Source organism: Clostridium sp. AM28-20LB (genome assembly GCF_003480665.1).
GTDB classification, from domain to species: Bacteria; Bacillota; Clostridia; order Lachnospirales; family Lachnospiraceae; genus Otoolea; species Otoolea fessa.
The window spans coordinates 995,329-1,014,994 of record NZ_QUJN01000001.1; the positions used below are offsets into that span (position 1 = coordinate 995,329).

Below are 19,666 nucleotides of genomic sequence, written 5' to 3' on the forward strand. Positions count from 1 at the left end.
TGAAACAAAATCCATTCAAAATCATCTTTGGCAAATGACTCTGCGCCTGAAAGTCAACTAAATGCATCCTCCCGCTCCTTCATCTCTCTCCGGATATCTTCCCATGAAAATCCCCGCCTCATCAGATAGGCAATGATCTTTTTTTCCTCCTCCGGCGCTGTCTCTCCCGCCTTGTAATGCTTCTTCTCAAGCAAAACGCGGATTGCCTCGCCCGAATCATGTTCTGTCTCTTCCAGCTGCTCCCGGATGATCTCGCGCGATATGCCTTTTCGCTGCAGGTAAAGCTTCAATTCCGCCTGGCTTTTCCGCGTTCCATGAACCTGCAGGTAATTCGCCGCATATCTGGCATCGTCCACAAAATGATATTCCTGCAAAAATCCAATCGTCTCCTGCACGATCGAATCCGGATACCCGTCCTGGAAAAGGCGGCGGCACATTTCTCCTTCCGTCCGGTCCTGCACCTTCAAAAGATTCAGCGCCCGCTCATGTGCCCGGCGGCTTAAAAGATCCAAAAGCTCCCTCTCCGTTCTTTCTTCCAAAACCGCGCCCTCACAGACACCGTATTTTTCTAATTCCCCATTATATAAAAGAAAGGCAAAGTCCTCATCCGTGAAAACTTTGCACTTTCTCTTATCCAGGGATTCTACGCGTTCAATCCGCATATACAGCCCCTTTTCATAGCTACAGTTCACACGTTGCCAGCTGTAACTTTTCCTGTTACTGTTCACACATATGTGCCCTGTAACAGGATTTTACTCTATTTTTCGTCCTCTGCGTCCACTCCTACCGGCGGAAGCTCCGTCGGTGCTTCCTTGGACGCCTCCGGCATCATCGTGTCTTCGGAAAGTCCGTATTTGACACGTACCTTGTTCTCAATCTCAAGGCAGATTTCCGGATTTGCTGCCAGGAAATTCTTCGCGTTCTCGCGTCCCTGACCGATCTTGCTGCCCTCATAAGCATACCAGGCGCCGCTCTTCTCCACGATGTTCTCCTTCGCCGCCAGATCCAGGATATCGCCCTCACGGGAAATACCTTTTCCGAACATGATATCAAACTCTGCCTCACGGAATGGCGGAGCAATCTTGTTCTTCACAACCTTGATGCGGACACGGTTTCCAATCACTTCGCCGCCCTGCTTCAGAGACTCAATCCGGCGGACATCCATGCGGACAGAAGAATAGAACTTGAGTGCCCGTCCACCGGTCGTAACCTCCGGGTTTCCGAACATGATACCAACCTTCTCACGCAGCTGGTTGATAAAGATAACGATACAATTTGAACGGCTGATTGCTGCGGTCAGCTTTCTGAGTGCCTGCGACATCAGACGTGCCTGCAGACCTACGTGGGAATCACCCATCTCACCGTCAATCTCTGCCTTCGGAACCAGTGCGGCAACCGAGTCCACAATCACGATATCGATCGCACCGGAGCGCACCATCGTCTCGGTAATCTCAAGCGCCTGCTCGCCGTTGTCCGGCTGGGAGATATACAGATTATCGATATCAACACCGATCTTCTTCGCATATGCCGGATCGAGTGCATGCTCTGCATCGATAAATCCAGCGATACCGCCTCTCTTCTGTACTTCTGCCACCATATGCAGGGCAACCGTCGTCTTACCACTGGACTCCGGTCCGTATACCTCGATGATTCGTCCCTTCGGAACACCGCCCAGTCCCAGTGCAATATCCAGGCTCAGGGAGCCGGTCGGAATCGTCTCTATATTCATATTCGCACCAGAATCACCCAGCTTCATCACCGAGCCTTTTCCGTATGCTTTCTCAATCTGTGTCAACGCAGCATCCAATGCTTTCAGCTTGTCTTCTTTATTCATCTTTCCCTCCAAAGCGCCGCTCCGCGGCCAATCACGAACAAACGTTCTAAACTTAGCTCTATCATAGCGGATCCGGCTGTAAATGTCAACTGTTTTCTTTTGGTTTTCCCCCGGACGCACTGCAGGATGCTGCCGGATCTATAACCTGATTCTGCGATTCAAAGTATCTACAATTATATCATTTTCCGGCTGGTTCTGTCTATTATTTTGCCGAGAAAAGCTGCTACCCGAACTGTGTCGTACGGAATTTTCAGTTCAGGAAATTCCTACCTGTGAACAGTTACGCTGCCACCATTACTGTTCACACAAAACCTTCCGTTGCAAAAATGCCTGCCTGTACACGTCATCTGGCACCGCCCCGCTTCTACTCTAACAGCCGCCCGATATCCAGCGCCCCCCAGCCCTGCTGGTTGCGCGGCAGCCCCAGATCCACTGCCCGCTCTTTAAAGCGAAGCTTCACATCCCGGTTCGTCATGTCCGGGTTCTGCTCCAGCAGAAGCGCCGCCGCCCCCGCGACAAGCGGCGTAGACATGGACGTCCCGCTTTTAAAACGGTACCCGTTCCGCCGCAGGTTACAGCTCACAATCCGTGATCCAGGCGCCACAATGTCCGGCTTGCAGATGCAGGCGTCCGTCGGCCCCCGCCCCGAATAGTCCACCATCCGGCTGCCTGCCACCTCTACCTCCCGGTCATCATCCGCACATCCCACCGTGATGACCTTCCGGCTGATCCCCGGCGTTGTGATCGTGTGCGCGGCTGGACCATTATTTCCCGCTGCCACCACGACCACATACCCGGCATCCCACGCCGCATCGACACCGCGCACCAGCGCCGAATCCTCGCTCATTCCCTTCGGTGTAAAGGAGCCAACCGATATATTGATAATCCGGATCCCGTACTGGCTGCCATTCTGGCGCACCCAGCGAAGCCCTGCCAGCACATCCGATACATACCCATTTCCCCTCTGATCCAGCACTTTCAGGCAGACCAGCTGCGCCCCCGGCGCCACACCCTGATAGCGTCCCGCCGACGCCGTGCCGCTGCCGGCAATCATCCCTGCCACATGCGTTCCATGCCCATTGTCATCATACGGCTGCTGCTTTTTCTTAAGGAAATCCCGAAATCCGTAAACGCAATTTTCCAAATCCGGATGCAGAAATACCCCTGTGTCCAGGATCGCCACCCCGACGCCTTTTCCTGTCAGTCCTCGTCTGTACGCCTCATTGCAATGAATCCATTCTCTCGCCCGGTTCACAGGAAAAAGCCCCCATATTCTTCCCTTACTGTTAGAATATGGGGGCTTTCGCCGTATGTGAATGCAGCCTCTTATTTGTGGAAGCTGTAATAGACGGTTCCGCCTGCCAGTCCACCGCGGAACTGCGCCAGCTCACTGACCGTCACCAGCTGATAGCCACGCTCCACAAGCGCCGGAATGATCGTGACTGCCGCATCACCGGAAGCATTGTAAAGCTCATGCATCAGAACCACCGAGCCATCTTTTACCTGGTTTAACACGGTCTGCACCGATGAAGCCGCATTGCGCGTCTTCCAGTCCAGCGTATCCACATCCCAGAGTACGATCGGCTGGCTGATATTGGCAAGCACAGTGCTGTTTTTTCCACCGCCCGGAAGACGGACTGTTTTCGGTGCCTCGCCTGTGATCGCGGCAACCGCCTGATTGCAGGCCTCCACCTGCTGACGAATCTCCTGTGCGCCTAACTTCTGGAGATACTTGTGATCCTGCGTGTGATTTCCAATCTCATGCCCATTGGCATACATCCGCTGAATCTCACTCTTATAGGAATTCACACGGTTTCCGACCACATAAAAGGTCACACGGCCGCCGTACTGTTCCGCGCAATCCATGATGCGGTTTCCAACCGGGGCATACGGACCATCATCAAAGGTCAGTGCCACCATCGGTGCATTCGGATCGATATAACGACCGCCGCTGGCTACCATTCCATCCGGAACCTGGCTGTCCCCCTGCTCCGTTCCCTGTGTCTCAGAAGCAGTCTGTCCGTTATTTCCTGTCTCCTGGTTCTCTGTTGTCTGCTGTCCTTCCGCTGCGCCAGCATGATTCTCGCTGCCAGCAGCCGTCTGTGCATCCCCCGCCTCATTCTGGGAACCGGACGCCTGCTCCCGCCTCTGAATCAGCTCCATATCCGATGCCGGTCCGGACGGCACATCATCCGCATACGCCGCAAACGACGCCCCTACCGTACAGACCGCCGTAAGTAACAGTGCTGCTGCTCTCATTTTCCATGTTTTTCTCATACCGCTCCAAACCCTCCAAATTGTTTTCTTTTTCTTCTGCCATTCCGATGCAATCCGGAACAGCCGACCATGTGACATACTCACGTACAATGGTTTTATTATATCACACTCTTCCTTTATTAAGAACACTTCGTCCCATTTTACTTCTTACATTTTTCTGACAAGGTTAGTGTTCACGCATACGTGCCCGGTAACGGAATTTGACGTGGTTTCGCATTTAAATACGGCAAATTCCTGCTACCTCCACGTTCTCTTATGACGCTTTCGATCCCAAATGTGCCTGCCTGTAAACAGCTCCAAAGAATATTCATAAGTATTTTTAATAAATATTTCATATTGTGTAATACACCTAATATATGCTATGATAAAAATGATGTCGTTACGCATCACAACGCGTGCAACGTAACACATGGAGTTTATTGACAAAAGAGTTGAAAGGAAGTAACAAATGGGCGGATTTTTTGGTGTCACATCAAAAACAAACTGTACACTGGATCTTTTTTTTGGTACGGACTATCATTCCCATCTGGGAACACGACGCGGTGGTATGGCGGTTTATGGAGAAAACGGTTTCAGCCGTTCTATCCACAATATCGAGAATTCCCCGTTCCGTACAAAATTTGAGCACGATGTCGATGAAATGCAGGGTAACATGGGCATCGGCTGTATCTCAGATATGGAACCGCAGCCTCTGTTAATTCAGTCGCACTTAGGAAGCTATGCCATTACCACAGTCGGCAAGATCAATAATGAAAAAGAGCTGATTCAGGAAGCATTTAAGAACGGGCATATTCATTTCATGGAAATGAGCGGCGGCAAGATCAATGCAACCGAGCTGGTCGGCGCCATCATCAGTCAGGCAGATTCCCTTGTTGAAGGTCTGAAACTGGCACAGGAAAAAATCAAGGGTTCCATGACCATTCTCCTGCTGACCCCGGAGGGCATCTATATCTCCCGTGACCGCCTCGGACGTACCCCGGCGATCATCGGACGCAAAGATGGTGCGTTCTGTGTTTCCTTTGAAAGCTTTGCATACATCAACCTTGGATACACGGACTACAAAGAACTGGGACCGGGCGAGATCGTCCGCATGAACGCCGACGGCGTAGAGGTACTCAGCCCGGCTCGCAAGGAAATGAAAATCTGTTCTTTCTTGTGGGTTTACTACGGTTATCCGACCTCCTGCTACGAAGGAATCAACGTCGAGGAAATGCGGTACCACTGCGGTCGTATGCTTGCCAAACGCGATCAGTCCGACGCCGATCTGGTAGCCGGAATCCCCGATTCCGGTATCGCGCATGCAGTCGGCTACGCCAATGAATCCGGCATTCCATTTGCCCGTCCATTCATTAAATATACCCCAACCTGGCCGCGTTCCTTCATGCCGACCACCCAGAGCCAGAGAAACCTGATCGCACGTATGAAGCTGATCCCGGTAGACGCCCTGATCCGCGACAAGAGTCTGCTCTTAATCGACGATTCCATCGTCCGCGGCACCCAGCTCGGCGAAACAACCGAATTTCTGTATCAGAGCGGTGCCAAAGCAGTACATATCCGTCCGGCTTGTCCGCCGCTGCTGTTTGGATGTAAATATCTGAACTTCTCCCGCTCCAATTCCGAGCTGGACCTCATCACACGCCGCATCATCCGCGACCGTGAGGGCGACAATGTTTCCCCGGAGCTTCTGGATGATTATGCAAACCCAGACAGCCAGAATTATAAGGAAATGGTCGAAGAAATCCGTAAACGCTTAAACTTTACCTCCCTGCAGTTCCACCGCCTCGACGATTTAATCGAGTCGATTGGTCTGGAACCGTGCAAGCTGTGTACGTATTGCTGGAACGGAAAAGAATAATGTTGTAGAATACGTTTCTATGATAACCAAAATGGCAGCCCATCAATTTCTGCTGATGAGCTGCCATCTTTATTCTGTTAATTCTCTGCCAATCGTTTTATCAGCACCGTGCCTTTATAGTTTATACAAGCACACCGCCAATACCCACATCACTTCTGCCCTGTCACCATCATATAACGGTTATGTGCGTCCTTCAGACAGGCAATGAGCGGCTTCTGAGTCAGTGCAAAATACCTTTCCCGGATACTCTGCTGCATCTCGTCCAAATCCGTTTTCAAACTCTTTCCAAGCAGCATCGACACAACAAAATTGCGCGTCACCGACAAAATCGTATTGCACTCCAGATCAAGAATCTTTCCCGTCGCCCGTTCTACTACAAAACTCACATAAAACTCGCCGTGCAGGCTGTAAATCGCGTCCTCCTTGCTCGGTTTCGCCTGACCTACAACCAGAATCGTATCATCCTTATACATTATATCGTTTCCCCTTTTCTTCGAAACTGCCCTGATAAAAGCAGTTTCATCCATATACTGGTTTTATGATACCATGTTCTTAGGAAAGGTACAAGCTACGCTTCCTCGGAACCATATAAAATATGTAGGATTAGTTACTGTTCACGCATACGTGCCCAGTAACGGAATTTGCCGTGGCTTCGCATTTAAATACGGCAAATTCCTGCTGCCACCACGTTTTCTTACGGCACTTTCGGTTCCAAAAGTGCCTACCCGTGAACAGTAACTAGGATTACAATACATCATAAAAGGAACCAAACGCTCTCACGAGAAAAGGGATCGAAATCGACCCCTTTTCCCACTCTTCTTAGGTTAACAAGTATGGTTAACAAATAGTTAACAAGTAATTAACAAATGATGTACTTTTTACTGCTTTTTACCACATCTAACCACCCTTAAAACCCTTGAAAAATCAATATTTTTTAGAATTTTCCAGCTGTAGCTGCTTCCTCAATCGAAACTGCAACCGCCACAGTAGCGCCAACCATCGGGTTATTACCCATACCGATCAGACCCATCATCTCTACGTGAGCCGGTACGGAGGAAGATCCTGCGAACTGTGCATCGGAGTGCATACGTCCCATGGTATCAGTCATACCGTAAGAAGCCGGACCTGCTGCCATGTTATCCGGGTGAAGGGTACGTCCTGTACCGCCGCCGGATGCTACGGAGAAGTATTTCTTGCCTTTCTCTACGCATTCCTTCTTATATGTACCTGCTACCGGATGCTGGAAACGGGTCGGATTGGTGGAGTTACCGGTGATGGAAACGTCTACGCCCTCTTTCCACATGATCGCTACACCCTCGGTAACGTCATTTGCACCATAACAGTTTACTTTCGCACGAAGTCCCTTGGAGTAAGATTTTCTCCACAGTTCTTTCACTTCGCCTGTGTAATAATCCATCTCTGTCTCTACATATGTAAAGCCGTTGATACGGGAAATGATCTGAGCCGCATCTTTGCCAAGACCGTTTAAGATAACGCGAAGCGGTTTTTTACGGACTTTGTTTGCTTTCTCTGCGATACCGATCGCACCCTCTGCGGCTGCAAAGGACTCATGACCTGCCAGGAAGCAGAAGCAGTCGGTCTCTTCTTCCAGAAGCATCTTACCTAAGTTTCCATGTCCCAGACCTACTTTACGCTGATCTGCTACGGAACCCGGAATACAGAATGCCTGCAGTCCCTCGCCGATCGCTGCCGCCGCATCGGCAGCTCTGCGGCAGCCTTTCTTGATTGCGATTGCCGCGCCTACCGTGTAAGCCCAGCACGCATTTTCAAAACAGATTGGCTGGATCTTCTTTACCTGATCGTATACATCCAGTCCGGCATCCTTCGTGATCTTCTCAGCTTCTTCGATCGAAGCAATGCCATAGCTATTTAATACGGAATTGATCTTGTCAATTCGTCTCTCGTATGATTCAAATAATGCCATTGTGATGTTCCTCCTTAACTATGTACCCTGTGATTATTTGTTACTGTTCACGCATACGTGCCCAGCAACGCAATTTTGCCGATGCTTCGCATTCCAAATCGGCAAACTCCGATGTCAGAAATGTATCGTACGGAATTTTCAGTTCAGAAAATTCCTATCTATGTACAATAACAATTATTCCTGTCTCGGATCGATAATCTTAACTGCATCGTCTACACGGCCGTACTGACCTTTTGCCTTCTCATATGCAGTGGTCGGATCGTCGCCCTTCTTGATGAAGTCGGTCATCTTACCTAAGTTTACAAACTGGTAACCAATGATCTGATCTTCTTCATCCAGTGCAATTCCTGTTACATAGCCTTCTGCCATCTCAAGGTAACGCGGACCTTTTTTCAGAGTTCCGTACATCGTACCTACCTGAGAGCGGAGTCCTTTTCCAAGGTCTTCAAGGCCGGCACCAATCGGAAGCCCCTCTTCAGAAAACGCACTCTGCGTTCTGCCATATGCGATCTGGAGGAACAGCTCACGCATGGCGGTGTTGATTGCATCACAGACAAGGTCTGTATTTAATGCTTCCAGTACGGTTCTTCCCGGAAGAATCTCTGCTGCCATCGCTGCAGAATGGGTCATACCAGAACATCCGATCGTCTCTACCAGAGCTTCCTGAATGATACCTTCCTTAACATTCAGGGTCAGCTTACAAGCACCCTGCTGCGGCGCACACCAGCCAACACCGTGTGTTAAACCGGAAATATCCTTTACTTCTTTGGACTTAACCCACTTTGCTTCCTCCGGGATCGGAGCAGCGCCGTGATTTACGCCCTGGGCTACTGGACACATATTTTCTACTTCTTGTGAATAAATCATTGTAAGACTCCTTTCGAAATGATTGGATTTTGTACTTTGTTAATTTTATCACATCAATCCTGTCCCTATTATCTCACGAAATTCTCAATTCGTCCATATGTTTTTTGTAACTTTTCAGACGGTTTTCTCATCTTTCTTTCTCTCCAAAAAAACATACAAAAACACGACAAAACTAACGAACAGAATACATCCCTTTACCATGCTGGAAATACTTAACGCCCACCAGATACCGCTAAGTCCCATCACAGAGGACAACAACACCGCCACTGGGATGCGCGCGGAGGTAAAGGTCACGCTGACGATCGACGGATACAGCGTCCGCCCCAGACCGGAAAACGCACCGATCGAGGTCTGTTCCACCATCATAAACATCTGGCTCAGTCCCACGATCCGCAGGTAATTGACGCCGAGCGCCATGACCTCTTCTTCCTGCAAAAAGATCGAGAACAGCGGACGCGCCATTCCGATCAGCAAAAATGTCGTGCAGAGTCCCCACGCCGCCGTCATCGCGATCGCACAGAAATAGCCGCGGCGCACACGGTCATACCGCTTCGCCCCATAATTCTGTCCGAGGAATGCATTGACTGCCGCCGAAAAGCCATCTCCGACCATCCAGGAAACGGATTCAATCTGACTGCCAACACGCTGTGCCGCCACTGCCAGATCACCCCATCCGGTGATAAGGCGGGTCAGAATCATCGAAATTCCTGCGTAAATCAGGTTCTGCACCGCCGACGGCACACCGATCCGCACGATCTCCCTCCAAACCTTCACTGGAACCAGCACCCAGAGACGCAGATGCGGAAACAGCACCTTTTCCCGCAGGACTGCCTTGAAAAACAGGAGGCTTACGAGCGCCTGTGCCGTGACCGTCGCAGCCGCTGCTCCGCTGACTCCCAGTTCCGGAAATGGTCCGATTCCAAAGATCAGCACCGGATCCAGCACAACATTGAAGACAAGCCCCGCCACATTGACGATAAACGGTGTCCGGCTGTTTCCCGCCGCCGTCAAAAGTCCTGTCAAGATCGCATTTAGATAAGAAAAGATCACAAGCCCACAGGCGATCCGCACATACCATTCTGCCTGTGCAATCACCTCCGGGCTGTTTAATTTAAAAAATCCAATTAACCGACTGGCTCCAAAGAGCGAAACCAGCCCATACAGCACGGCAAACAAAATCCCCAGCTGCAGCGCACCTCTCGCATACTGCGCCGCACTGTCATTTTCTCCCGCACCAAGACAATGGGCGGTCTTTACCTGACCGCCCGTTCTCGCCAAAATCGCAAATCCCTGGGAAAACCAGGTATACATACCTGCCGATCCCACCGCTGTGACGGCACCTGCCCCGAGGCGTCCGATCCACGCCATATCGGTCAGATTGTAAAGCATCTGAACCAGAGAAGTCGCCATGATCGGAAGAGCCAGTCGGGTCAGTGCCGGGGCGATTGCTTCATTCAGCAAATCTACATGATGAGATTTCATTATTTTGCAGAAAGATACTCGTCGATGCCTCTTGCACCTGCTCGTCCGGCTTCCATCGCGAGAATAACCGTAGCCGCGCCAGTCACTGCGTCGCCTCCGGCGTAAACGCCCTCTTTCGTTGTCTTTCCATTGCTCTCATCCGCCACGATACATCTCCAGCGGTTGATCTCCAGACCTTTGGTTGTATTGGAAATCAGCGGGTTCGGGGAAGTACCCAGCGCCATGATAACGGTATCTGCATCGATCGTGAAATCAGAACCGACCACCTCAACCGGACGTCTTCTTCCAGATTCATCCGGCTCGCCAAGCTCCATACGGCGGCATACGATGCCTTTGACCCATCCGTTCTCATCCTCGAGAATCTCAACCGGGTTGGTCAGAAGGTCAAAATGGATGCCCTCCTCTTTTGCGTGATGTACTTCCTCCACACGTGCCGGAAGCTCTTTCTCACTTCTTCTATATACAATATGAACTTCTGCACCGAGACGCAGAGCCGTTCTTGCCGCATCCATCGCTACGTTTCCGCCGCCGACTACGACTACCTTCTTTGATTCCATGATCGGTGTGTCATAATCATCGCGGAATGCCTTCATCAGGTTATTTCTGGTCAGGTACTCATTCGCAGAAAATACGCCGTTGGCATTTTCACCCGGAATACCCATGAACTTCGGAAGTCCGGCGCCAGAACCGATGAATACTGCCTGGAAACCTTCTTCATCCATCAGTTCGTCGATTGTGATAGATTTTCCGATAACTACGTTTGTCTCAATCTTAACGCCCAGCTTGCGGACATTCTCGATCTCCGGCTGTACAACGCCGTCCTTCGGAAGACGGAACTCCGGAATGCCGTAGGTCAATACTCCGCCCGGCTCATGAAGTGCCTCGAAAATGGTTACTTCATAGCCCAGTTTTGCCAGATCGCCTGCACAGGTCAGACCTGCAGGACCGGAACCGATGACTGCTACTTTCTTTCCGTTTGTCTTCTCCGGCGCTGCCGGTACAAAACCATGCTCACGGGACCAGTCTGCCACGAAGCGCTCAAGTTTACCAATGGAAACCGCCTCGCCCTTGATACCGCGCACACACTGTCCCTCACACTGGGATTCCTGTGGGCAGACACGTCCACAGACTGCCGGAAGTGCCGAAGAAAGTGCGATGACTTTCGCTGCCTCCTCAATATTTCCCGCTTTTACTTCCTGGATAAACGCCGGAATATTGATGGAAACCGGGCATCCAGCGATACATTTTGCATTTTTACAGTTCAGACATCTCTCAGACTCCGCAACTGCTTCTTCCATATTATAGCCGAGACATACCTCTTTAAAATTAGTCGCACGTACCTTCGGATCCTGCTCTCTGACCGGCACCTTTTTCATCATATCTCTCTTTGCTTCCATTATTTGTCACCTCCGCACTGTCCGCATCCGCCGTGATGAGTATCGCCCTCTTTCAAGCGCAGCATCGCTCTGCCTTCCTGAGTCTTATAAATTCTCTGACGTTCCATCGCCTCGTCAAAATTAACAAGATGTCCATCAAACTCCGGTCCGTCTACGCAGGCAAATTTGACCTGGTCGCCTACGGTGACACGACAGGCACCACACATACCGGTTCCATCTACCATGATCGGGTTCAGGCTGACAATCGTCGGAATCTCCAGTTTTTTCGTCAGCAGGCAGACAAATTTCATCATGATCATCGGTCCGATTGCAACACAGACATCGTACTTGCGTCCCTGTTTTTCAACTAAATCCTCGATGACACCTGTAACCATACCTTTAATGCCAAAGCTGCCATCATCGGTTGTGATGTAAAGGTTTCCGGCTGCCTTCTCCATCTCCTCGGTCAGGATCAGCAGATCTTTGGTCTTAGAACCTACGATAACATCTACATCAATGCCGTGCTCATGCATCCATTTTACCTGCGGATAAACCGGAGCCGCACCGACACCGCCGGCTACGAAGAGGTATTTCTTCTTTTTCAGCTCTTCTACATCCTCATGGATAAACTCGGACGGATTTCCAAGCGGTCCTACGAAATCATGGAATGCATCCCCAGCCTTGAGGGTGCTCATCTTCTCGGTAGAAGCTCCCACGGTCTGGAATACGATCGTGATCGTTCCTGCCTGACGATCAAAATCACAAATAGTCAGCGGGATTCTCTCGCCCTCTTCGCCCATCTTGACGATGACAAATTCGCCCGGCTCACATGCACGCGCTACACGCGGTGCTTCTACAACCATCAGATAAATCTTATCTGCCAGTTTTTCAGCTTTTAAAATCGGGTACATTCTATTCCTCCTTACAGTTATATGAACATTTTATTGTTTGACTTTTCAGAATTCTCAATTATTTTACCACTTTGTCCTATTTTTGACAACCTTAGAGCGATTCCTTTTCCAGCTTCCGATATTCCCTGAATTCATAGCACAAATTGAAAAATGTCTGCTCGCCGCTTCGTCTTACCAGTTCCCAGCCTTCTTTCTCCAGATCAACCATATGTGTGTCTGCCACATAGGAAAAATCAATCCAGGTGATCTGCGCTGTGTCGCAGAACGGAAGGAACTGCCGGTAAATCGACTCGCCGCCGATGATGACGACATCTACATCTGTCAGATGTTTTTCCTGTTTCAGCTCGTCAATCCGCACCAGCGCCTCCTCGACACTGTGGCAGATCTCTGCCCCCTTTACGCTCAGAGCCTTCTTTTTTGTCAAAATCAGGTTGATTCTGCCATCCAGCGGTCGCTGAGCCGGGAAAGTCAGAAACGTTTTATAGCCCATCACGATGATTTTTCCCATCGTTTCCTGCCGGAATAATTTCTGATCCGCCGGGATCACCGTCAGCATCTGCCCTTTATTGCCGATACCCCAGTTCCGATCCACTGCCGCAATCAGCTGAAAATGTCTCGGAAACCGTTCCGGAAACTGTCTTTTGAGTGTCTTCATCATGCTCGCCGCATTGATATAGAATGCCTCGTCTGGCTGTTCTTTCTTATCTACATGAGAATGGAACACGCGCTCCATCTCCCGAAGCGCCGTCTCTTCTTCCGGGAACCGGTTCATAATATCAATCATTGCATCACGGCTGTCACGAAGCTTCTGCATCAGGACATCCCAGATCGTCGCCTTATCCGCTTCACTGACAAAGCCATAGTGGTTTAAAATAATCTCTTTTGCATCCAATTCCGATGAATACTCGATGGATTCTTCTGCCGCCTTATAGTCTACCAGAAACGACGGCATATAACTCCCATCATGCCCCATGACGCCTACCGTTTCACTGCACAGCATCAACTCATCGTCAATCAGGTAAGACATGGAACATTTCGTGTGGCCGATCGTCGCAAACGCGTAGATCGTATGGTCGCCCAGTTCGATCGTCTCACCGTCCTCCAGCGATACATCAATCTGTAAATCTGCATCGTCATATTCCGAATCCCATGGAAGCCCCGCCGCTTCTGCCGCCTCGCCGCTTAGACGCCGGATCGTCTTCAAAGCGCCCGGTTTCACTAAAATTTCTTTTGCGCGCTCGGAAGCATATGTTTTCACCCCCGGCCATGCTTTCCGCACCGCCGGAAGCCCCGCTACATGATCATAATGGGAATGGGATAAAAGAACCGCGTCTAACTCTGCATCGCCTAGTTCTCTTTTTATATTTTCCACCATCTGATCGGCAGCATACGCCATCCCCGCCTCGAACAGGAGATTGGCTTTTCCCTTTATCAAAAACACCGCACCGCTTCCGCAGCCAGATACATCGATCACCGTCATTGCTTTCTCATCCTTTTTGTTTGAATTTAAAATCGAACCGAGAAAATTTGAACAAAAACAAATCCTCAAATCCATATTTCGTATTTGATTTTACTGGATCTTTATGAAAAATACAAGGACTGGTTCAAATCAGATGAATGTAAGGAATAATAGGGTAACTGTTCACAAATAGGAATTTTCTGAACTGAAAATTCCGTACGATACAGTTCTCGCAGCAGATTTTGCCGATTTGGAATGCGCAGCATCGGCAAAATCCCGTTGCTGGGCACACATGTGTGAGCAGTAACATAATGGGATTTTTAATAACAGAATGCCGCAATTTCATTCCAAACAAACGGAACAATATCTGAGCGGGTGTGGCTGGGATACTCGGACAGATTTTCTAAATTATAAAAAGGATCGGCACCGATATGAAATCGTGTGTTTCGTTACACAGATTCCGGATCAGCGCCGATCCTCTGGGTGGTTGGTTTTAATTTAGTAAATTATGGGGAAGAGCTGCGCCCCAGCATGCTCAGTGGCTTCAGCGTGCTCAGTGCCCCAGCTCAAAAAAGCTGCGCTTTTTCGCTGGACGGGCTGCGCCCTATAAATCAGTCCAGCAAGACAGTTCCTTATGGGCAAGCACAACGTTCCTGTCTTACTGCCCTGCTTTGCACTGCTTATGCCTCAACCATGTACGGATATGTTACATCCAGGCACGGTACTCTGAGTTCTTTGATGGTTCTCGGGCTTAACCAGCGATACATGTTGATCTCGCTGCCGGCTTTGTCGTTGGTTCCGGATGCTCTTGCACCACCGAACGGCTGCTGGCCGATAACTGCACCGGTCGGCTTGTCGTTGATGTAGAAGTTTCCGGCTGTTCCTTTAAGTGCATCTTCCATCTTAACGATAGCTTCTCGGCCATCTGCAAAGATTGCTCCGGACAGACCATAGGACGTTGCGGTATCGCAGCTTGCCAGAGTCTCATCCAGTTTGTCATCCGGATATACATATACGGTCATAACCGGTCCAAAAATTTCCTCTACCATAGTCTTGAAATCTGGCTTCTTAGCCTCAATCAGGGTCGGATATATGAAATATCCCTTGGAATCATCGTATCCGCCGCAGATAACTTCTGCATCCTCGGATGCTTTTGCATAGTCGATGTACTCTTTGTTGGTCTTGAATGCGGATGCATCGATAACAGCGCCCATCAGGTTTCTGAAATCGGTTATATCGCCAATTTTAATCTTCTCAATCTCTGCCAGCATACCCTCTTTAACCTGCGGCCAGATGCTTGCCGGAACAAATGCACGGGAAGCTGCGGAGCACTTCTGTCCCTGATACTCGTAGGATGCTCTTGTCAGAGCTGCTACCAGACCCGGTACATCTGCGGAATTGTGAGCAAAGATGAAGTCCTTTCCACCAGTCTCGCCAACCAGACGCGGATATGTTTTGTATTTCTTGATGTTCTCGCCTACTAAGGAGTAAACACCGCTGAATACTTCGGTAGAACCTGTGAAATGGAATCCTGCCAGATTCGGATCGCTTAATACGTACTTGCTCATGTCAGAACCACGGCTCGGTACGAAGTTGATAACACCTGCCGGAAGTCCTGCAGCCATCAGGGCCTGCATTACATAGTAGTTGGAAAGAACTGCTGTGGTAGCCGGTTTCCAGAGAACTACGTTACCTGCGATCGCCGGAGCGGTCGGAAGGTTAGCACCGATGGATGTGAAGTTGAATGGGGAAATCGCGGTTACGAAACCTTCCAGTGGACGGTACTCGATGCGGTTCCAAACATTCGGTGTGTTGTTCGGCTGTCTGTCATAAATCTGCTGTAAGTAGTATACGTTGAAACGAAGGAAATCAATCAGCTCGCAGGTATCAATCTCAGCCTGATATGCGGTCTTGCTCTGTCCTAACATGGTAGCTGCATTTACTTTATCTCTCATCGGACCAGCGATTAAATCAGCTGCTTTTAAAAAGATAGATACGCGGTGTTCCATCGGCATCTCGGTCCATGCTTTTCTAGCTGCCAGAGCCGCTGCGATTGCATCCTTTAACTCTTTCTCACCGCCGGAAGCTGCTTCTGCGATTACATGAGCATGGTCATGCGGCATAACTGCTTTGGTTTTTCTCTCTGTCCAAACTTCCTTACCACCGATGATCATCGGAACCTGAACAACCTGTGCGGACTGGCGCTCCAGTTCTTTCTTTAAGCTGGCTCTCTCCGGGCTTCCTGGAAGATATGCTTTTACCGGCTCATTTTTCGGCATCTCTACTTTGAAATATCCATTGCTCATTGTTCATCTCTCCTTTTTGACATTTTGTCTCATTCGTGATTATGATATGAAAACTTTTCTCGCTTTATTTTCATTAAATCTAACTCTTTCTTGTTATTTTTCATATTAATGAATTTCTATGGCTAAATATTAGCACGTTTTTCATTTTGTGTCAATACTATTTCATATTTAAAAATACATATTTTCATTATGTTTTTCTGTGCATATCGCATAATATCTTTGCTTTTTCCTGTATTCTGTTTTGGATTGTAATTTTTATCGATCTTACTGTTCACGCATACGTGCCCAGTAACGGAATTTGCCGTGGCTTCGCATTTAAATACGGCAAATTCCTGCTGCCACCACGTTTTCTTACGGCACTTTCGCTTCCAAAAGTGCCCACCCGGGAACAGTAACTATCGATTCTTGTAATTCTGTATGTTTTTTTATGCTTTGTTTACGGGACATGGTTTTTGTGGTATACTGATCCCGCCTGAAACAACTCACAAAAGTGAGTTTATCCTGAAAATAATTCACTTATATGAAAAAGGAGTTTGATTATGCTTAAATTAGAACGTACCAGCGTCATGAATCTGGAAAATGCCATGCGCGGTGCCCGCAATCCGATGAACAGCTGGGGACGGATGGACAGCTTTTATGATGAGAATGGCAAATATAAACTGGGACCGAATGATCTCGACCTTGCGAAACGTCTCCGCAAAGCAGGCAGCGACCACCGCAAGTTTCTGCGCCAGGTATTTGTCTCAGTCGATGTGACCGCACCTCTCTACTGGTGGAAAGAATATGATACTTATAAAGTAGCGACCGTCGCCAATTCAACCAGCACGATGCACAAAATCGCCAGCAAACCGTTTTCGATGGACGATTTCAGCTGCGACCACATGACAGCCGGAACACGCGCATTTATGGAAACAGTTGTCGCCAAGCTGGAGGAAATCCGCCTGCGTTATCTGGAGACAAAGAATAAGGATGACTGGTATGATATGATCCAGCTGCTGCCGAGCAGTTATAATCAGATGCGGACTTGTTCGTTTAATTATGAGACACTGATTAATATTTATTATGCCAGAAAGGATCATAAGCTGGCGGAGTGGCATACATTCTGTGACTGGATCAAGACTTTGCCGTATGGGGAAGAATTGATTATTGGGGAAGGGAAATAAATAGATAGCTAAATAATTTGATTGTCGTGGATGGGACGGAGAAAAAGCCGCCCGGGCAAAAATGATCAGGTTTCGAGGACTGGGATTTTCTAGGCATCTTCGGTTTGATTAAAAACAGAAAGAAATCCTCACAAAGCAAGTTTGTTGCGGTTTCTTTCAACATCAAATCCGAATCTGCCAAGTAAATCCACAGTCTCGAAAATTTCATTTTTGCCCGGGCGGCTTTTTCTCCTGTTTATTGGATGATAACTTGGTAAAATTTAAGATCCTGGTGTCATCCAGCGCATGAATGCGGCTGGATGACGACGTAGGATCTTTTTTTATGACAGTATTGTGTTTATGATTTTAGCTGACATCTACTGTCTTATCTTATTATCTAATAAAGTAATGCCGTCACTGCTAGTCCTTCTTCTAATTGCTGAATGAGCAATTAGAATAGACGTTTAGTTGTGGCAGAGAACTGGCATTCCCTTGTATACTTTCTCGTAGAGAAGTTTTGCTTTATCAACCGGCAGATTGATGCAGCCGTGGCTGCCGGAATACTGGTAGATGGTTCCGCCGAATTTACTTCTCCAGCTTGCGTCATGGAAACCGATGCCGCCGTTGAATGGCATCCAATAGTCTACGTGACTTTCATATTCATATGTGCCGTCTGCCCGTTTGGCGCCGCGCAGAACGCGGTCGGCCTGCTTGTAGGTCAGGCTGTAAATACCTTCCGGGGTTGTGTAGTTTTTGGATACGTTTCCGGTTACGCACGGAGCATCCCAAGTCAGGGCGCCGTTTTCGTACATATATACATGCTGGGCGCCGAAATCAACTTCTGCGTAGGTATTGCCCCAGTCTGCGTCTGAATGGCTGGCTGCCTGCTGGGAGAACTGGACTTCACGTTCCTGATTGATACCTGTCTGCGCCATCAGAACCAGGTTGTCTGTCTCTGCAGTCTGGTCAATCTTCCATCCATAAGGGCCTGTCAAGGCTACCTCTTTTCCGGAAGTGGTATGGAAAGTACGGGTAGTTCCAGCTGTGTCGTATTTCGCTGCCAGCGCCTTGATGTAAGCAGCTGCCTTATCGCGGTCTACAGTAATGACACCATTCTCGCCGCCTGTATACCAGCTGACATATTCAGTACCGGACAGTGTCTCGGTCGCATCACCGATATGGAAGGTGATGGTCGCATTTTTAGCCTGGTTCATCTGGGCGCAGAGTGCTTTTAAGGATGCATCGCCGGAAGTCACCTGGAGCGGTGTGTAACATCCCAATGCTTCCAGATCGATCTCTGTCATGCCGGAGGCGATCGCCGCATTGATCGCCGTCTGTACCTTTGCCTTATCCACAGATTCTCCCTTTACTTCCGGAACAATCGTGAAATCTTTTCCTTCTTCCCAGGCGGATATATGGGCATCTACCGTCGGTGCTACACTATCTGACATACAATTTAAGGAAGCAATGCGGTTTGCAAGCATCGTCTGATCGCAGGAAAGCGGCATCGCGATCGTCAGCGCTCCTGCTCCAGCTACCCCTGCTGCCTGCTGGTCAATCGCTGCCTGCAGCTCATTTGTAATCACTACTTTATAGCCGATCTCCGCTGCGGTGATCTCTTCTGTCTTGCCTCCACGTTCTTTAATCGTTAATTTATAAGAACCGTAATTCTGCTCCAGCTTTGCCTTCGCTTCCTCGTTGCTCATTCCGCCGACTGCGACGCCATTTACACTTGTTCCATTTGCAAAACTGCCATCTGCCAGTACTGGCTGTGCAAACATCAGCACTAGTGCAGCTGCCGCACCAGTCATTTTAAGTATACTCATACTTTTATTTTTCATTTTTCACAAACCTCTCTGCCGCGCCATCCGGCTGCGACCTGCATGTATGGATTCTGAATCCTTATTATAGCAGAGTCGGAAAAAAAGTCCAGACCGATTCTAAAAAAGATCGTCAAAAGATCCAATTCGTAAGAATTTCTTAACGGTTCCTTTTTTCTTTCATTTTTTCCATATTCATGATTGCAGTTTTTCCATTTTGCAGTATGATGGTATTCATTGCAAATGGGAAGTATAACTTTCAGGACGTCCTTAAAAATGTTTAAAATTTTCATGTTCCCAAAAGCGCCAAAAGGACCGCCGCATCTGGCATGCCCTCTTCTAAGTAAACAAGATTTTTATTGTTATCTTGGTCTGCTTAAAAGGAAATATGC

15 protein-coding genes are annotated in these 19,666 nt (G+C 48.9%); 2 read left to right on the top strand and 13 right to left on the bottom strand.

Translation table 11 applies throughout. The features are described from left to right. Positions 1–53: 53 nt before the first annotated feature. The 4 genes from DW739_RS04380 to DW739_RS04395 form a co-directional block, all read right to left on the bottom strand. Complete coding sequence (locus DW739_RS04380) at positions 54–662, bottom strand: regulatory protein RecX (protein ID WP_118482367.1); 609 nt, start codon at positions 660–662, stop codon at positions 54–56. Positions 663–757: 95 nt separating this feature from the next. Next, positions 758–1,834 (bottom strand): recombinase RecA, encoded by a 1,077-nt coding sequence (gene recA, locus DW739_RS04385; RefSeq protein WP_022359677.1) that lies wholly within the window; start codon positions 1,832–1,834, stop codon positions 758–760. Positions 1,835–2,198: 364 nt separating this feature from the next. Next, the gene (locus DW739_RS04390) at positions 2,199–3,089 is read right to left on the bottom strand and encodes a S8 family peptidase (protein ID WP_022359678.1); all 891 of its coding nucleotides are present in this window, start codon (positions 3,087–3,089) and stop codon (positions 2,199–2,201) included. Positions 3,090–3,160: 71 nt separating this feature from the next. Beyond that, entirely contained in the window at positions 3,161–4,111 is a 951-nt protein-coding gene (locus DW739_RS04395) for a polysaccharide deacetylase family protein (RefSeq protein ID WP_117796355.1), read from the bottom strand. A gap of 448 nt (positions 4,112–4,559) precedes the next feature. Here DW739_RS04395 and DW739_RS04400 point away from each other — a divergent pair, with 448 nt between their 5' ends. Further along, the gene (locus DW739_RS04400; protein WP_117796354.1) at positions 4,560–5,966 is read left to right on the top strand and encodes an amidophosphoribosyltransferase; all 1,407 of its coding nucleotides are present in this window, start codon (positions 4,560–4,562) and stop codon (positions 5,964–5,966) included. A gap of 149 nt (positions 5,967–6,115) precedes the next feature. Here DW739_RS04400 and DW739_RS04405 read toward each other — a convergent pair whose 3' ends face one another. The 8 genes from DW739_RS04405 to pruA all read right to left on the bottom strand — a co-directional run bounded on the left by DW739_RS04405 (position 6,116) and on the right by pruA (position 16,312). Then, positions 6,116–6,439, bottom strand: a complete 324-nt coding sequence (locus DW739_RS04405) for a DUF3870 domain-containing protein (RefSeq protein WP_022359681.1) — start codon at positions 6,437–6,439, stop codon at positions 6,116–6,118. A gap of 461 nt (positions 6,440–6,900) precedes the next feature. Continuing rightward, positions 6,901–7,911 (bottom strand): GGGtGRT protein, encoded by a 1,011-nt coding sequence (locus tag DW739_RS04410; RefSeq protein ID WP_107000346.1) that lies wholly within the window; start codon positions 7,909–7,911, stop codon positions 6,901–6,903. A 174-nt stretch (positions 7,912–8,085) separates the two neighbouring features. Further along, entirely contained in the window at positions 8,086–8,778 is a 693-nt protein-coding gene (locus DW739_RS04415; RefSeq protein ID WP_022359683.1) for a hypothetical protein, read from the bottom strand. 114 nt (positions 8,779–8,892) lie between these two features. After that, positions 8,893–10,239 carry an MATE family efflux transporter gene (locus tag DW739_RS04420; protein WP_333490941.1) on the bottom strand — a complete coding sequence of 449 codons (1,347 nt, stop codon included), beginning with the start codon at positions 10,237–10,239 and terminating at the stop codon, positions 8,893–8,895. A gap of 20 nt (positions 10,240–10,259) precedes the next feature. Then, positions 10,260–11,657 (bottom strand): NADPH-dependent glutamate synthase, encoded by a 1,398-nt coding sequence (gltA, locus tag DW739_RS04425; protein ID WP_107000348.1) that lies wholly within the window; start codon positions 11,655–11,657, stop codon positions 10,260–10,262. Continuing rightward, positions 11,657–12,547: a sulfide/dihydroorotate dehydrogenase-like FAD/NAD-binding protein gene (locus tag DW739_RS04430; RefSeq protein WP_022359686.1), complete on the bottom strand. Its 891-nt coding sequence runs from the start codon at positions 12,545–12,547 to the stop codon at positions 11,657–11,659. Before DW739_RS04430 ends, gltA begins: the two co-directional genes overlap by 1 nt. Before the next feature lie 91 nt (positions 12,548–12,638). Further along, entirely contained in the window at positions 12,639–14,027 is a 1,389-nt protein-coding gene (locus DW739_RS15335; protein ID WP_333549855.1) for a dihydrofolate reductase, read from the bottom strand. Positions 14,028–14,686: 659 nt separating this feature from the next. Next, positions 14,687–16,312, bottom strand: coding sequence for an L-glutamate gamma-semialdehyde dehydrogenase (pruA, locus tag DW739_RS04440; RefSeq protein ID WP_118491810.1), 1,626 nt, complete (start codon positions 16,310–16,312; stop codon positions 14,687–14,689). A gap of 539 nt (positions 16,313–16,851) precedes the next feature. On the opposite strand from pruA, the gene DW739_RS04445 reads away from it, so the two are divergent. After that, complete coding sequence (locus DW739_RS04445; protein ID WP_118482364.1) at positions 16,852–17,475, top strand: hypothetical protein; 624 nt, start codon at positions 16,852–16,854, stop codon at positions 17,473–17,475. 443 nt (positions 17,476–17,918) lie between these two features. Here the strand turns inward: DW739_RS04445 and DW739_RS04450 are convergent, their stop codons facing one another. Beyond that, the gene (locus tag DW739_RS04450) at positions 17,919–19,280 is read right to left on the bottom strand and encodes a L,D-transpeptidase family protein (protein ID WP_118522156.1); all 1,362 of its coding nucleotides are present in this window, start codon (positions 19,278–19,280) and stop codon (positions 17,919–17,921) included. Positions 19,281–19,666 lie beyond the last annotated feature (386 nt).

Bases quoted from the DNA above. Each gene is read 5' to 3' on its own strand.
- DW739_RS04410 (WP_107000346.1), bottom strand. From the start codon at position 7,911: ATGGCATTATTTGAATCATACGAGAGACGAATTGACAAGATCAATTCC.
- DW739_RS04430 (WP_022359686.1), bottom strand. From the start codon at position 12,547: ATGTACCCGATTTTAAAAGCTGAAAAACTGGCAGATAAGATTTATCTG.
- DW739_RS04445 (WP_118482364.1), top strand. From the start codon at position 16,852: ATGCTTAAATTAGAACGTACCAGCGTCATGAATCTGGAAAATGCCATG.
- gltA (WP_107000348.1), bottom strand. From the start codon at position 11,657: ATGGAAGCAAAGAGAGATATGATGAAAAAGGTGCCGGTCAGAGAGCAG.
- DW739_RS15335 (WP_333549855.1), bottom strand. From the start codon at position 14,027: ATGACGGTGATCGATGTATCTGGCTGCGGAAGCGGTGCGGTGTTTTTG.
- DW739_RS04450 (WP_118522156.1), bottom strand. From the start codon at position 19,280: ATGAGTATACTTAAAATGACTGGTGCGGCAGCTGCACTAGTGCTGATG.
- pruA (WP_118491810.1), bottom strand. From the start codon at position 16,312: ATGAGCAATGGATATTTCAAAGTAGAGATGCCGAAAAATGAGCCGGTA.
- DW739_RS04405 (WP_022359681.1), bottom strand. From the start codon at position 6,439: ATGTATAAGGATGATACGATTCTGGTTGTAGGTCAGGCGAAACCGAGC.
- DW739_RS04415 (WP_022359683.1), bottom strand. From the start codon at position 8,778: ATGATTTATTCACAAGAAGTAGAAAATATGTGTCCAGTAGCCCAGGGC.
- DW739_RS04380 (WP_118482367.1), bottom strand. From the start codon at position 662: ATGCGGATTGAACGCGTAGAATCCCTGGATAAGAGAAAGTGCAAAGTT.
- DW739_RS04395 (WP_117796355.1), bottom strand. From the start codon at position 4,111: ATGAGAAAAACATGGAAAATGAGAGCAGCAGCACTGTTACTTACGGCG.
- DW739_RS04400 (WP_117796354.1), top strand. From the start codon at position 4,560: ATGGGCGGATTTTTTGGTGTCACATCAAAAACAAACTGTACACTGGAT.
- recA (WP_022359677.1), bottom strand. From the start codon at position 1,834: ATGAATAAAGAAGACAAGCTGAAAGCATTGGATGCTGCGTTGACACAG.